The organism is Sedimenticola hydrogenitrophicus, assembly GCF_025175675.1.
Classification (GTDB): domain Bacteria; phylum Pseudomonadota; class Gammaproteobacteria; order Chromatiales; family Chromatiaceae; genus Sedimenticola; species Sedimenticola hydrogenitrophicus.
The window spans coordinates 1-14,492 of record NZ_JANIOA010000044.1 but is presented as its reverse complement, the minus strand read 5'-3'; the positions used below and the strand labels follow the sequence as shown (position 1 = coordinate 14,492).

At 60.2% G+C, this 14,492-nt stretch carries 15 protein-coding genes; 12 read left to right on the top strand and 3 right to left on the bottom strand.

The window, feature by feature from the left end:
• Window positions 1–11: 11 nt before the first annotated feature.
• The 10 genes from oah (at window position 12) to NPX02_RS17945 (ending at window position 10,238) form a co-directional block, all read left to right on the top strand.
• Window positions 12–1,148 carry a 6-oxocyclohex-1-ene-1-carbonyl-CoA hydratase gene (gene oah / locus NPX02_RS17990; protein WP_260295256.1) on the top strand — a complete coding sequence of 379 codons (1,137 nt, stop codon included), beginning with the start codon at window positions 12–14 and terminating at the stop codon, window positions 1,146–1,148.
• A gap of 3 nt (window positions 1,149–1,151) precedes the next feature.
• Complete coding sequence (locus NPX02_RS17985) at window positions 1,152–1,922, top strand: cyclohexa-1,5-dienecarbonyl-CoA hydratase (protein WP_260295255.1); 771 nt, start codon at window positions 1,152–1,154, stop codon at window positions 1,920–1,922.
• A 2-nt stretch (window positions 1,923–1,924) separates the two neighbouring features.
• The gene (bcrC, locus tag NPX02_RS17980; protein ID WP_260295252.1) at window positions 1,925–3,085 is read left to right on the top strand and encodes a benzoyl-CoA reductase subunit C; all 1,161 of its coding nucleotides are present in this window, start codon (window positions 1,925–1,927) and stop codon (window positions 3,083–3,085) included.
• Window positions 3,086–3,092: 7 nt separating this feature from the next.
• Entirely contained in the window at window positions 3,093–4,385 is a 1,293-nt protein-coding gene (bcrB, locus tag NPX02_RS17975) for a benzoyl-CoA reductase subunit B (protein ID WP_260295250.1), read from the top strand.
• A 13-nt stretch (window positions 4,386–4,398) separates the two neighbouring features.
• A complete protein-coding gene (bcrA, locus tag NPX02_RS17970) occupies window positions 4,399–5,718 on the top strand; it encodes a benzoyl-CoA reductase subunit A (RefSeq protein ID WP_260295248.1) in 1,320 nt (439 codons plus the stop codon).
• A 2-nt stretch (window positions 5,719–5,720) separates the two neighbouring features.
• The gene (gene bcrD / locus NPX02_RS17965; protein ID WP_260295246.1) at window positions 5,721–6,563 is read left to right on the top strand and encodes a benzoyl-CoA reductase subunit D; all 843 of its coding nucleotides are present in this window, start codon (window positions 5,721–5,723) and stop codon (window positions 6,561–6,563) included.
• Between the two features lie 26 nt (window positions 6,564–6,589).
• Window positions 6,590–6,832 carry a YfhL family 4Fe-4S dicluster ferredoxin gene (locus tag NPX02_RS17960; RefSeq protein ID WP_260295244.1) on the top strand — a complete coding sequence of 81 codons (243 nt, stop codon included), beginning with the start codon at window positions 6,590–6,592 and terminating at the stop codon, window positions 6,830–6,832.
• Window positions 6,833–7,084: 252 nt separating this feature from the next.
• Window positions 7,085–7,999 (top strand): GNAT family N-acetyltransferase, encoded by a 915-nt coding sequence (locus tag NPX02_RS17955; protein WP_260295242.1) that lies wholly within the window; start codon window positions 7,085–7,087, stop codon window positions 7,997–7,999.
• Window positions 8,000–8,009: 10 nt separating this feature from the next.
• Entirely contained in the window at window positions 8,010–8,717 is a 708-nt protein-coding gene (gene fabG, locus NPX02_RS17950) for a 3-oxoacyl-ACP reductase FabG (protein WP_260295241.1), read from the top strand.
• Between the two features lie 327 nt (window positions 8,718–9,044).
• A complete protein-coding gene (locus tag NPX02_RS17945) occupies window positions 9,045–10,238 on the top strand; it encodes an acyl-CoA dehydrogenase (protein WP_260295240.1) in 1,194 nt (397 codons plus the stop codon).
• Between the two features lie 300 nt (window positions 10,239–10,538).
• Here NPX02_RS17945 and NPX02_RS17940 read toward each other — a convergent pair whose 3' ends face one another.
• The gene (locus tag NPX02_RS17940; RefSeq protein ID WP_260295239.1) at window positions 10,539–11,456 is read right to left on the bottom strand and encodes a LysR family transcriptional regulator; all 918 of its coding nucleotides are present in this window, start codon (window positions 11,454–11,456) and stop codon (window positions 10,539–10,541) included.
• 226 nt (window positions 11,457–11,682) lie between these two features.
• On the opposite strand from NPX02_RS17940, the gene NPX02_RS17935 reads away from it, so the two are divergent.
• Window positions 11,683–11,835, top strand: coding sequence for a DUF1127 domain-containing protein (locus NPX02_RS17935; protein WP_260295238.1), 153 nt, complete (start codon window positions 11,683–11,685; stop codon window positions 11,833–11,835).
• A 335-nt stretch (window positions 11,836–12,170) separates the two neighbouring features.
• On the opposite strand, the gene NPX02_RS17930 is transcribed toward NPX02_RS17935, so the two are convergent.
• Together NPX02_RS17930 and NPX02_RS17925 are read right to left on the bottom strand one after the other, a co-directional pair.
• Window positions 12,171–13,040 carry a hypothetical protein gene (locus NPX02_RS17930; RefSeq protein WP_260295237.1) on the bottom strand — a complete coding sequence of 290 codons (870 nt, stop codon included), beginning with the start codon at window positions 13,038–13,040 and terminating at the stop codon, window positions 12,171–12,173.
• The gene (locus tag NPX02_RS17925; protein WP_260295236.1) at window positions 13,028–14,110 is read right to left on the bottom strand and encodes a type IV toxin-antitoxin system AbiEi family antitoxin; all 1,083 of its coding nucleotides are present in this window, start codon (window positions 14,108–14,110) and stop codon (window positions 13,028–13,030) included. Before NPX02_RS17925 ends, NPX02_RS17930 begins: the two co-directional genes overlap by 13 nt.
• Before the next feature lie 184 nt (window positions 14,111–14,294).
• Between NPX02_RS17925 and NPX02_RS17920 the strand changes: the two genes are divergently transcribed.
• A partial coding sequence (locus NPX02_RS17920) for a hypothetical protein (protein ID WP_260295235.1) occupies window positions 14,295–14,492 on the top strand: 198 nt, incomplete at its 3' end.

Below are 14,492 nucleotides of genomic sequence, written 5' to 3'. Positions count from 1 at the left end.
GGGACGTTTTCATGAGAGATTCAACGCGCAGCATTATCAACGATTCCAAGCCGGCCGCCGTGGTCGACCACAACCTGGTGCCGGAGCTCAGCTTTGAGGGCCTGCTGGTGGAGAAGCGGCCCGCCAAACGTCGTGACGGCAGCGTGGCGGAAGGGCTCTACAATCTGTGGATCACCCTGAACAATCCGGCCCAGTACAACTCCTACACCACCGAGATGGTGAAGGGCGTGATCCTCGCCTTCCGCGCCGCCAGCTGCGCCCGCGATGTCAATGCCGTGGTGTTCACCGGCGCCGGCGACAAGGCGTTCTGTACCGGTGGCAACACCAAGGAGTACGCCGAGTACTACGCCGGCAATCCGCAGGAGTACCGCCAGTACATGCGCCTGTTCAACGACATGGTGAGCGCCATGCTGGGCTGTGACAAACCGGTGATCTGCCGGGTCAACGGCATGCGTATCGGCGGCGGCCAGGAGATCGGCATGGCGGCGGACTACTCGGTAGCCCAGGATCTGGCCAACTTCGGCCAGGCCGGTCCCAAGCACGGTTCCGCGGCCATCGGCGGCGCTACCGACTTTCTGCCGGTGATGATCGGCTGCGAGCAGGCGATGGTCTCCGGCACCCTGTGCGAACCCTTCTCGGCACACAAGGCGTATCGCCTCGGCATCGTCTCGCAGATCGTGCCGGCGCTGAAGCTGGACGGTAAATTTGTCGCCAATCCGATGGCGGTCACCGACCAGATGCTGGATGAGTACGGCCGCATCGTGCATGGCGAATTCAAGAGCGGCGAAGCGGCCAAGGCGGCCAAGGCGCTGATCAAGCAGGGCGAGATCGATCTGAGCCTGCTCGACCAGGCGGTCGAGGAGCTCTGCGCCAAGCTGCTCGAGACCTTCCCCGAGTGCATGACCAAGAGTCTGGAAGAGCTGCGCAAGCCGAAGCTGGATGCCTGGAACCGCAACAAGGAGAACTCCCGCGCCTGGCTGGCCCTGAACATGATGAACGAGGCCCGCACCGGCTTCCGCGCCTTCAATGAGGGCAACCGCGAGGTGGGTCGCGAGATCGACTTCGTCGCCCTGCGCCAGGCCCTGGCCGAGGCGACCCCCTGGACTCCCGAGCTGATCGAGAGCCTGATGCCGGGCAGGGAGGACTGAGGCATGAGCGATTCGCCGCTCAAGGTTTGGTTGGACCGGGACGGGGCGCTGCTGCGGCTGCGCCTTAACCGACCCAAGGCCAATATTGTGGATGCCGCCATGATCGGCGCACTGCAGACGGCCTTCGAGCAATATGCCGGGCAGGCCGCGCTACGCGCTGTGCTGCTGGACGCTGAAGGTCCCCACTTCAGCTTCGGCGCCAGCGTGGAGGAGCACCTGCCCGGCAGTTGCGCCAGCATGCTGCGTTCACTGCACCGGCTGATCGAGACCATGCTGGATTTCCCGCTGCCGATCCTGGTCGCCATCCAGGGCCAGTGTCTGGGAGGCGGCCTGGAAGTGGCCGCCGCCGGCAGCCAGCTGTTTGCCGCGAGCGACGCCCGTATGGGCCAACCGGAGATCCAGTTGGCGGTGTTCGCCCCGGCCGCCTCCTGTCTGTTGCCGGAGCGCATCGGTCAGGCGCATGCCGAGGACTTGCTGTTTTCCGGTCGCAGCGTGAACAGTGACGAGGCCCTGCGCATGGGGCTGGTCAACCAGCTGGCGGCAGACCCGCAGGCGGCGGCGATCGCCTATTTCGATAAATTTCTGGCGCCCCATTCGGCCTCCTCGCTGCGCTTCGCGGTGCAGGCGGTACGGAGCGACATGGTGGCGCGTATCAAGGCCAAACTGGCAAGCGTTGAAGCCCTTTATCTGGACGGTCTGATGGCCAGTCATGATGCTGTAGAAGGTTTGAATGCATTCATCGAGAAACGTCCAGCCAAATGGGAGGACAGCTAAGCATGAGTACTGCAGAGATAATCGCACGCTGTGAAGAGTTGTATGAAGATACCACCTTCGCCGCATCACGTGCCTGGAAAGAGGCGGTGCCCGGCCGCAAGGTGGTTGGGTTCATGCCGGTCTATATCCCGGAAGAGATCATTCATGCCGCCGGCATGCTGCCTCTGGGTATCCTGGGTGGTGGTGACAACCTGGAAGTGATTCATGGCGACGCCTTCTATCAGAGCTATATCTGCCGCATTCCCCGCTCCACCATCGAACTGGGACTGACCGGGCGGCTGGATTTTGTCGACGGCATGCTGTTTCCCAGCATCTGCGACGTGATCCGCAACCTCTCCGGTATGTGGAAGCTGATGAAGCCGGGCGTCTACGCCAAGTACTTCGATGTGCCCCAGAACTACCGCGACGATATCGGCGGCACCTACTACCAGAACGAGATGCAGGAACTGCGTCACGACATGGAGAAGCTCTCCGGTAACACCATTACCGATGAGGCGCTGAACAACTCCATTGCCATCTATAACCAGCACCGGCAACTGGTGCGCGATGTCTACGCCATGCGTTCCGCCGAGCCCTGGAAGGTGCCCAGTTCAGAGGTCTATCTGGTGATGCGTGCCGGGCAGGTCCTTCCGGTGGAAGAGCATATCGTCATGCTGAACGAGTACCTGGCAGCGGTAGTGAAAGAGGATAAACCGATTCGTGATAAATGCCGCATCATCACCTGCGGTTCGTTCTGTGAGCAGCCGCCGCTGAACCTGATCAAGTCGATCGAGATGGCCGGCTGCTACGTGGTGGACGACGACTACATGCTGGTCAACCGCTGGCTGATGGAAGAGGTGCCGACCGACGGCGACCCGATCAAGAGCCTGGCCGATGCCTTCCTGCATCACTCGGCCGACTCCTCGGCCAAGTACTGCGACACCCAGGAGAAGGTGGGTCAGTACCTGCTCGACTCGGTGATCAAGAACAAGGCCGAGGGTGTGATCTTCGCCGCCCCCAGCTTCTGTGATCCGGCCCTGCTGGAACGCCCGCTGCTGTCGGCCAAGATGAGCGAAAACAACGTACCGCACATCTCCTTCAAGTATGCAGAGAACTCGGGTCAGATGCAGCCGATCCGTGAACAGGCAGGTACCTTTGCCGACTCGATCAAACTGTGGAGCTAACACCATTATGAATACCGCAACCAAGCCGGAAGCCATCAAAGACGCGTCGATGCTCAAGCAGAAAGAGATGATCGCACGCAACTACGATGCCCTGACCGGCGCACCCGAGAGCGGCAAGAAGATCGTCTCCACCTTCGTGCCGGGCAACCTGAACGAACTGATCAACAGTTTCGGTCTGCTCAACAACCTGCCGGAGATCAATGCGATCAACAACGGCATGCGCAAACAGAGTGGCGCCATGATCATGGACGCCGAGCGCAGCGGCCACTCCGAGGATGTCTGCACCTATGTGAAGGCGGATATCGGCATGATGTCCAAGGGCAACATCGCGCCCAACGGCAAGGTGATGCCGCCGCCCAATCTGCTGCTGCTCTCCTATACCGGCTGCTTCACCTTCATGAAGTGGTTCGAGCTGCTGCGCAAGGAGTACAACTGCGACACGGTGATGCTGCAGGTGCCCTATACCGGCGATGGCGTGATCACCGACAACATGCGCAATTTCGTGGTCAAACAGTTGAAGGAAGAGGTGATTCCGGCACTGGAGAAGACTTCCGGTGTGAAGTTCGATATCGACCGGCTGCGGGAAAACATGGCCCGTTCCGCGAAGGCGGAGGATGACCTGGTGTGGGTGCTGGAGAGTGCCAAGAATGTGCGCTCACCGATCGACGCCTACTTCGGCGGCGTCTACTACATCGGCCCGATCTTCACCGCCTTCCGCGGCACCCAGGATGCCATCGAGTACTATCAGCTGCTGCGCGGCGAGATCGAGAAGCGGATGCAAGATGGTCTGGGTCCGGTCACCCCGGAAGGCGATATGGGCGAAGAGAAATACCGCCTGGTGGTGGAGGGTCCGCCCAACTGGACCAGCTTCCGCGAGTTCTGGAAGATGTTCTATGACGAGGGCGCCGTGGTCGTGGCCAGCACCTATACCAAGGTTGGTGGTGTGTATGACGAGGGTTTCCGCCATGACCCGACCAACCCGCTGGAGTCGCTGGCCGATTACTGCCTGGGCTGTTACACCAACCGCAACATGCCCAGCCGTGTCGACCTGATCGAGAAATACATGAATGAGTACCAGGCCGACGGTCTGCTCATCAACTCCATCAAGAGCTGCAACAGCTTCTCCGCCGGCCAGCTGATGATGATGAATGAAATTGAGAAACGCACCGGCAAGCCGGGTGCCTTTATCGAGACCGATCTGGTGGATCCGCGTTACTTCTCCGCGGCCAACGTCAAAAACCGCCTGGAGAGTTATTTCCAGATGGTCGACCAGAAACGTCGTTCAACCAGAACCGCTTGAGGGGGGCCAGAGCATGAAGTGTTATATAGGCATTGACCTGGGTTCCACCACTACCAAGGCCGTGGTGATGGATGAGTTTGGCGAAGTACTGGGGCGCGGTATCACCAACTCCCGCTCCAATTACGATACCGCCAGCCGCGTGGCCAAACTGGAGGCGTTCATCAGTACACGCCTGACCCTGTTTCATCGCGCGCTGGAAGGACTCTCCGGCCTCGAGGGCGAGAAGATCGACCGCCTGCTGTTGAACCTGGAGCGCCACTTCCGCCTGGAGCTGTTCCTGGAGCAGCTGGAAGATCTGCACCAGACCTGCGCGGGTAACGCCGGCGACCTGCGTTACCCGGGGCAGAAGGCGAAGATCTGCGCGGTGCTGGATGTGGCCTTTGCCCGCCTGCGCGAAAAGCTGCAGGGGCTGTTCGCGCCGGGCGTGGTGCGCAAGTCGGACTTCTTCCGTGATCTGGCCGGTTCCGAGTATATGAACATCGCCGAACAGACCGCGAAGGAGATGGGTATGAATTTCGATACCCTGATCAACATCTACGACAAGTCGATCATCGAGGTGGAGAATCGTCCGCCGAACGACGACATGGAAGGCAAATTCCTCCGCGCCCTGACCAACGTGCTGGCGGAAGAGACCGACCTCAGCGTCAGTTCGGATGACGTGATGAAGGCGATCAAGAGCGTCCTGGACATGGACCTGGAGGAGACCTATGTGGTCGGTACCGGTTATGGCCGGGTGCGCCTGCCGTTCCCCAAGGAGCACATCCGTTCCGAGATTCTGTGTCACGGCCTGGGCGCGCACCTGATGTACCCCAAGACCCGTACCGTGCTGGATATCGGCGGGCAGGATACCAAGGGTATCCAGATCGATGGCAAGGGTATCGTGGTCAACTTCCAGATGAACGACCGCTGTGCCGCCGGTTGCGGACGCTACCTCGGCTACATCGCCGACGAGATGAACCTCGGCCTGCATGAACTGGGGCCGATGGCGATGAAGGCGACCAAGACGGTGCGCATCAACTCCACCTGTACCGTATTTGCCGGTGCCGAGTTGCGTGACCGCCTGGCACTGGGCGAGAAGCGCGAGGACATCATGGCCGGACTGCATCGCGCCATCATCCTGCGCGCCATGTCCATCATCTCGCGCTCCGGTGGTATTACCGACGAGTTCACCTTCACCGGGGGTGTGGCCAAGAACGAGGCGGCGGTCAAGCAGCTGCGCGAGCTGGTTCAGGAGAACTATGGCGACGTGCAGATCAATATCAACCCGGATTCAATTTATACCGGTGCACTGGGCGGTGCGGAATTTGCCCGCCGTGCCGTTGAGGAGGCATAACCATGACGACAAGTATTGGCATAGATGTGGGAACCGGTTGTATCAAGACCGTGCTGTTCAAGGTCGACGGCGACAACATCGAATGGATCGCCCGCCGCAACGACAAGATCCGCCAGCGCGACCCGATGGAGCTGGCGCGGCGCGCCTACGAAGAGGTGATCGAGGAGGCCGGCCTGACCGAGGCCGATATCCAGTACACCGCCACCACCGGCGAGGGCGAGAACATCGAGTTTTCGACCGGTCACTTCTACTCCATGACCACGCACGCCCGTGGCGCCATCTACCTCAACCCCGAGTCCCGCTCGGTGCTGGACATGGGGGCCCTGAACGGCCGCGCGGTGAAGATGGACGAGCACGGCAAGGTGCTGACCTATCGCATGACCAGCCAGTGCGCCTCCGGCTCGGGTCAGTTCCTGGAGAACATCTCGCGCTACCTGGGCATCGCCCAGAACGAGATCGGCGAGTTGTCCAAGCAGGCGGACGACCCGGAGAACGTCTCCAGCATCTGCGCGGTGCTGGCCGAGACCGACGTCATCAACATGGTGTCGCGCGGCATCAGCGCGCCCAATATCCTGCGCGGTATCCACGACTCCATGGCGGGTCGGCTGGTAAAGCTGCTGCGCGTGATCAAGGCCGACGAAGGGGTCACCTTCCTCAGTGGCGGCCTGGCGCTGGATGAGGGGCTGATGGATTCGATCAACGCCTCCATGGTCAAGATGAAGATTCCGACCAAGGCGGTGAACCACCCCGATTCACCCTATGCCGGCGCCATCGGTGCCGCCATCTGGGGTGCCTATCGCTACGACAAGCTGGCTGAGCAGGGCTCACTGGCCATCGCTTCCTAACCCACTGTTTACGTAAGGAGAATACTATGGCCCTTATGATCAACGAAGATTGCACCGCCTGTGACGCCTGCCCGACCGAGTGTCCGAACGACGCCATCACCGCCGGTGATCCGATGTACATTATCGACCCGATGAAGTGTACCGAGTGCGTCGGCGCCGAGGACGAGCCGCAGTGCCAGCTGGTCTGCCCGCCGGACTGCATTGTGCCCAATCCGGATTTCGAGGAGACCCGGGACGAACTGCAGGCGAAGTACGATACGCTGCACTGATTCTACTTGTCAGATTCTGATGCTGTGCGGAAAGCTTTCGGGCGAAAGGATTCCAAGACACGCCGTAAACCCATCCCTGGGGGCTCGGTGGCGGCAATGCATCCTCGGCTGCGTGAACGGTACATCCCTGTACCACTCCTCCTGCCGCCGACGGTCTTGGAATCCTCTCACCCGAAAGCCCTGAGGGCCGCGGTCAGGCGGTGCACATCGGTGCATCCGCACGCTTAACAAAATACCCGGAGGTGGGTTGCGATGTTGGAAAGAAATTGCCAGATACAGCCATTGCAGGACGGTGATATTGAGCAGGTCATCGGACTGGACAAGAATCTCGGGGGCAGTGCGCGCCCGGAGTTTTTCCATAAACGCCTGCAGGCGATGGGCCGTTCCCCATCAACCTATATCTGCTTCGTGGCCAGTGTGAACGGGCAGTTGTGCGGATTTCTGTTCGCCAATGTACTGAGCGGCGAATTCGGCACCCAGCAGCCGGTGGCGGTGATCGACGCCCTCGGCGTACAACCCGGTGATCAGGGTTCCGGTGTCGGTATGCTGCTGATGAACGCGCTTAAAGATGAGGCGGCGAAACGTGGCTGCGGCAGCCTGCGTACCGAGGCCAACTGGCACCAGCAGGAGCTGCTGGCCTACTTTGCCAATGCCGGCTTCTCCCTGGCCGCGCGCAACGTGCTGACCCGGGACACCCGGCCACTGACCCTGGCTGAAGAGGATGCCACCGGGCTGCGGCCGGTGCGCTCGCTGGCCGCGTCGGATCTCGATTCGATCCGCCGCATCGACCGGCACATCACCGGAGAGGATCGTGCCGACTACCTGCAGCAGAAGGTGGCGGAGGTGATCTCCGACAGCGGTATCCGGGTCTCCATGGTGGCCGAGCAGGATGGCCTGGTGGCCGGCTTCGTAATGGCGCGGGTCGACTACGGCAGCTTCGGTTGTGCCGAGTCCACCGCCGTGGTCGATACCCTGGGGGTGGGGCCGGAGTACAAGGGCAGCGGCATCGGATCCGCACTGATGGCGCAGCTGATGGATAACCTGGCGTCGCTGCAGGTGGAACATGTGCGCACCGAAGTGGAGTGGGATAATTTCGACCTGAACCGTTTCCTGGCCGGCTCGGGCTTCCGTCCTGCCCAGGAACTGTCACTCTCCTGCGCACTCTGAGGCCATGACTATGTGGGATTTTTCGGGCAAAAAGGCGGTGGTTACCGGGGGTGCCTCCGGCATCGGCCGTACCATCGCCGAGATGCTGAACGCGGCGGGCGCCGAGGTGCATATCTTCGACCTGAGTGCGGGGGACAGCGGCTCCCTCCCCGGCATCTTTCACCAGGTCAACATCGGTGATCCGGAGAGTGTCCAGGAGGCGGTGGACGAACTGCCGGAGGACGTGACCCTGCTGGTGAACAACGCCGGCATCACCCGCGACCGCAGCCTGGTCAAGATGAGCGATGAAGAGTGGCACTCGGTGATCAATATCAATCTGGGGGGCGCCTTCTACCTGATCCGGGCGCTGGCGCCACGCATGCGCGAACAGCGTTATGGGCGGATCGTCAACATCACCTCGATCAACGGCATGCGCGGCAAATTCGGTCAGGCCAACTACAGTGCCGCCAAGGCGGGCATGATCGGCCTGACCAAGACGGCGGCCCGGGAACTGGGCGGCAAGGGGGTGACGGTGAATGCGGTCGCTCCCGGCATGGTGCTCACCGAAATGGCGAAAAAGCTGCCGGAGGAGTTCCTGCAGAAGGCGCTGGATGAGACCGTGCTGAAGGAGCTGGCCGCGCCGGAGGATATCGCCAACGCGGTGCTGTTCCTGCTCTCCGACGCGGCGCGCATGATCACCGGTGAAGTAATCAAGGTGGACAGCGGTCAATATATTTAACAGGGCGGGTGGAAGGATGATGGCAAAAATGTTGGGGGCAGCGTCAAATTGTCTTGATTTTTTAATAGTAACTACTCACGGGGTGATTGGCCTGCCTTGCCGGCCTCACACGATGGCTGGATCAAGATCGGCCAACAATCCAGGCCAATCGCTTGCAGGTGGGTGAGTAGTTACTATGAATAAAGAATTCACCACATTTATTCAATTTGACTCTGATCCCTTGGAACCGGTGGATGCGGCCGTGGCCTGTCCCACCTACAATTAATGCAGACGTAGGGTGGATAATCGAAGCGCATCCACCATTCTCAGACAACCGGAAAAGTGGCTATGAACTCAAAAACACAGGCAAGAGCCCCATTCAAATGGGAAGATCCCTTACTCCTGGATCAGCAGCTGAGCGAGGAGGAGCGGATGGTGCGGGACACCGCCTACAAGTACTGTCAGGAACAGCTGATGCCGCGGGTGCTTGAGGCCAACCGCCACGAACATTTTGATCGCGAGATCATGAATGAAATGGGCGAACTGGGTCTGCTGGGCTGCACCATCGACGGTTACGACTGCGCCGGGCTCAACTACGTCTCCTACGGCCTGATCGCCCGCGAAGTGGAGCGGGTCGACTCGGGCTACCGCTCGGCCATGAGCGTGCAGTCGAGCCTGGTAATGCATCCGATCTATGCCTACGGCACCGAGGAGCAGCGCGAGACATACCTGCCGAAACTGGCCACCGGCGAGCTGGTGGGCTGTTTCGGCCTGACCGAGCCGGATCACGGCTCCGATCCGGCGGGAATGAAGACCCGCGCCCGCACGGTGGATGGCGGCTACTCCCTCTCCGGTTCCAAGATGTGGATCACCAACTCGCCCATCGCCGATGTATTCATCGTCTGGGGCAAGGACGACGAGGGTGTGATTCGCGGCTTTATCCTGGAGAAGGGGATGCAGGGGCTCTCCGCCCCCAAGATCGAGGGCAAGTTCTCGCTGCGTGCCTCCATCACCGGCGAGATCGTGATGGACGAGGTGTTCGTCCCGGCACAGAACCTGTTGCCCAACGTGAAGGGGCTTGCCGGCCCCTTCGGCTGCCTCAACCGCGCCCGTTACGGCATCGCCTGGGGCGTGCTGGGGGCGGCGGAGGATTGCTGGCATCGCGCCCGCACCTACACCCTGGACCGCAAGCAGTTCGGCCGGCCGCTGGCGGCCAATCAGCTGATCCAGCTGAAACTGGCCAACATGCAGACCGAGATCACCCTGGGACTGCAGGGCTGCCTGCAGCTCGGGCGCCTGTTCGATAGCGGCCAGGCGGCACCGGAAGCGATCTCGCTGATGAAGCGCAACAACGCCGGCAAGGCGCTGGATATCGCCCGTATGTCCCGCGACATGCACGGCGGCAACGGTATCTCTGACGAGTTCCATGTGATCCGCCATGCCATGAACCTGGAGGCGGTCAATACCTACGAAGGCACGCACGATGTGCATGCCCTGATCCTGGGCCGTGCCCAGACCGGAATCCAGGCGTTCGCGCCCTGAGGCTACGCCAATCGCCGGTCATTTAATCGCGTATTTCCCTGCTCTCATTTTGGCCCCACTCCCGGGGCCTTTTTTTGGGCCCTATCCCATTTTTATACTGGGTGGGGCTTATCCCGATCATTGCAAAGATCGGCCTGTAGGAGGCCCGCCCCCGGGCCGAAATCGCGGCGGGGCGCCGCCCCTACGGGTGCAATAATGGACTTCACCAGCGGTGCATTCCAGTTCGTAGGTTGGGATGAGCTTGCGAACTCCAACAAGGTCCCATTCATTATCGTATTTTGAGCCCACGCCGTCACCGGCTCAGGCCGAATCGATCATGGCCTCGGTCGAGGGTCCCGACTCGATGCCCCAGAGAGCACCGATCTCGCTAATCGCCGCCTGAATCAGAGGTTCGTTTTTGCGTCGCTTCTGCACGGCGAAGCTGAGCGCAATGGAGGGCACCTCACCGGACCAGCGGCAGCCCACCCCCTCCCGTTCCATCCGCTCGGCGTCGTCCCGGCGCAGTAGGGCGATCCCGGAACCGGCCCGGATCAGTTCCCGGACCGCGTCCTCGCTGTCCGCAAAGGCCACCTTGTTGGGTATACACGAATAATCGCCAAACATCTGGTCGCGCAGGGCATAGAAGGGGCAGTTTTGCGAGGTATAGATCCAGGGCAGGGCACACAATGCCTCGGGAGAGGCCTGCTCCACCCGCTCACGCCAGGCGGCCGGCGCCACCACGTTCATCGGGACCTGGGCCAATTCCAGGGTGGCCAGATCGGCGCTCTTCGCCGGGCCGAAGAAAAACCCGCCATCCAGGTTGCCCTTGCGTACATCGGGAATATTGGTGGCCGACATGCCTGTCAGAAAATGCAGCTGCATCCTGGGATGCTTGTTCGCGAAGTTTTTCAACAGGGAGGCAATGCGCACAAACTCGAAGTCGGTATGCACGCCGAGCCTGAGTTCGCCCACCAACTCGTCTCGCAGCGACTGGGTCGCCGATTTCAGCTCGTCCGCCGAGACCAGGATGCTTGCCGCCTTCCGGTACAGCAGCTCGCCCGACGGGGTGAGCAGCATCCCCTTGGGGGTGCGCTGGAACAGCTCGACCCCCAACTCCTCTTCCAGCGCCTTGATATGGGCGCTGATGGCCGGCTGGCTGGTAAACAACTGCTCGGCCGCGCGCGTGAGATTGCCTTCATCGGCGACCTTCACGAAGGTCTTGAGCTGATAGAGTTCCATGGCTTCCTCGCAGGGATCTTGGTGAGGAGTAATTAAAGCAGATATCGGGCGGGCGGTGTCATCACAATTCCCGAAGGGCGGTATCCGATCATACGATTGGATCGGCTATCGGCGGAGACGTAGCTTGATCGCCAGGCAATCGGGATAAGGAACGATCATGACGACGCAGACCAGGCATCTCAATCCAGTGATTTCGGTTACTCGCCCGATCGGGTTAAGGCGACGGGTGAGCATCTTTTTTCAATGGCTGTACGCCGCCTATGAGCGACAACGCCAACGCCAGGCGTTGCTCAAGCTTGATGACCGCATGCTGAGTGATATCGGCGTCAGTCGGGCGGATGTGGAGCGTGAGAGCAGCAAACCTTTCTGGAAGGAGTAAGCTCAGGGATTGAGGAAACAGTATCGTGGGCACGCTTTTTGTGTCCACGCGGTATCATTGGAATGGTTTGGCAGAGGGGCATAAAAGAGATGCGATCCTACGAGGCTGTATAAACCCAATAGTTGCATTAATTATGACCCAATGATTTGTTTCACCCCGTTATCTGCCGGATGAAATAGCCATGTTGCATGGTTTCCTGGGATGCACCGCTGGTGGAGTCCAGCATTGCACCCTGTAGGAGGCCCGCCCCCGGGCCGATTTCGCGGCGAGGCACCGCTCCTACAGGTTAATTTTTGCAACGATCGGGTAAATTTAAATCACACCGACCCGTTTCGTTAGCTCCTCAAGCCAAGGGCTCGCAACCAGGCATCGACTTGACCAAAGGCGTCTTGCTGCCACTGTTCCGGGCTGCGGTCACCCATCACATTCGTGTCTTCGACAAAACGGCGCACACATGTCGGCCCAAAACCCTCAATGGTGTCGAATTTACCAGCAATGAAGCCGTAGCCCTTCGCCCCGCTCGGGAGTTCGAGCAGTGGGCGGCACTCCTCGGCAAGCGCTTCGGGGCCACCTGGATAGTTGCGGATGCAGTAGTAGATGTCATAGGCGTCCTTTTGCTTGTAGCGCCCCTCGACCGCGTGTCCCTTCATCGCGAGCAGGGCAGGGATCGAACAGACCGCGATCTCGACGCGGTTCGTGCCTCCCGCCGGCATCGGTCCGGTGATTGCCACAAACTGATAGAAGCGCATGGCCAAGTCAGCACCGTTCGCTCTTTGCACCGCAAAGTCGCTGATCAAGGGCGGGATGTTTTTGACGATCTCGGCATCATGCGGCATCAGGAAATCCACAATGATGTCGATCGGAGCCCCGCCATCCTGAGTGGGCACTTGTCGCATGAGTTGAAAACGCCGCAACTCTTCGCGTTGGTGATAGCCGTGGCCACGCATGGCGTCGATGAGCGTGGCGTACTCACCATCACCCAGCGCCTCCGCATCCAACCCGATATCCACATCGAGCGTGCCGACATGCGGCATGTCTTCGTTGCCCAGCAGCAACCATGGTACCACGCCACCGACGATGGCAAACTTGCCTTTGAAGCTTCCCAGGATTTGTCCGATTTCGATCAGGACCGTCTTCACGGCTGCTGTTGTGCGATCGTCGTAGTCGGCAGCGGACTGTGCTTCGCCAGGGGTCATTTCGGCCATATCAGCTTTTCTCGTCGTAGATGATCGGCTGCCTCTTGACCACGTTCGCCGGCGTAGGCCAGATCAAGATAGGTTTGAACAGGGCTCGTACAAATTGCTCCAGGCGCGGGTTCTACCGTATCGCGAAACAGACCGGAGTCCTTGAGCACAGTCACATTCACATTTTCGCCTTTGGAAATGGCGGACAACTTCAAAGCGGACTGAAGTCGTTCGAGACCTGTTTCATCCGCATAGAAATACTGTGTACCTGTCCGGCCGTATGGAGCAAGCCAGTGGGCCGCGGAGAAGGACGCAAAGACCGCCAGACCCGTGCCGCCGTCCGAGCGCAGCACTTGGCGCGCAGCTTCTTCAAACGCGCTGCCATGCAGGGTTGTATAGAGTGTCAGACGTTTTCCGGCGGGGGGCTCATAGGCGTCGCACCATTCATCCAACAGCGCGTCGGGTTCGGACAGGAACAAGCCATCCTCGGACACCTGTGCCCATTCGCGATCAAGTAGAGCAGAGCGGACATTGCTGACGTGACCCAGGCTGACATCGGCGGTCCGCGCAAGCTTCGAGACACGCCACGCCTGACCGGGATTGCGAAGCATCACACGTAATACTTGCGCAGACTTCGGCTTGAACAGCGATCTGAGTTCACGCCGTTCGGCAACCGGCTTGCTCGCGACCTGGCGTTCGATGAAGACGCCGTCGAAGATCAGGCACGCATTGCCTTCGAGGTCAAGAAAGCCCACGCCTTGCTCACGGCACAACGTTTGGGCGTCGGGTGACAGATAAGGGGCGATGAAAATGGGCGTGGCATCTTGCGTTTGGTGGTCCACGTAGCTGCGTAGTTGCAGCAAGGCCATCCGAACGTGGCGTGGCTGCCCAGTGGATTTCACTTCGCAGACGAGCGCATGGCGTCTGCCCGAGACGTCGATATGTACCACGATGTCTATGCCTTGGTCAGGCCCAGGCGCCTCGAGCTCAACGTCCTGGAGCTTGATCACAGGCACTTGCCCCAATAGCAGTCGTAAGGCATCGGCTGCTTGGCGCACGACAGTTTTCACTGATTTGGTATGTTTCAGCATTCGTTGAAAATACCATTAACGGTGAAAGTGTCAAGGTAAATTTCACTAGACGATAGATTTCAGCATTCGCTGAAAGGCCTGATTATAGTGAAAATAAGTTTGCGCTGGGCGAAGGATAGCCTGGTATCAGACCGCCGAGGGCGAAGGCAACAGCATCCGCTACGAATACGACGCCATCGGCCAGATGGTACGCTGGGTCGACAGCGTCACCGGCCTGCACACCCACTACCAGTGGGATGCCGCCGGCAACCTGCACCGCGCCTACACCGACCTCGGCTACGACCCGGACAGCGAAGGACTGGACGCCAACACCCGCTTCGTCGACCACCGCTACAGCTACGATGGCAACAACCAGATCACCCGGATCGACCAGCGCGGCGCC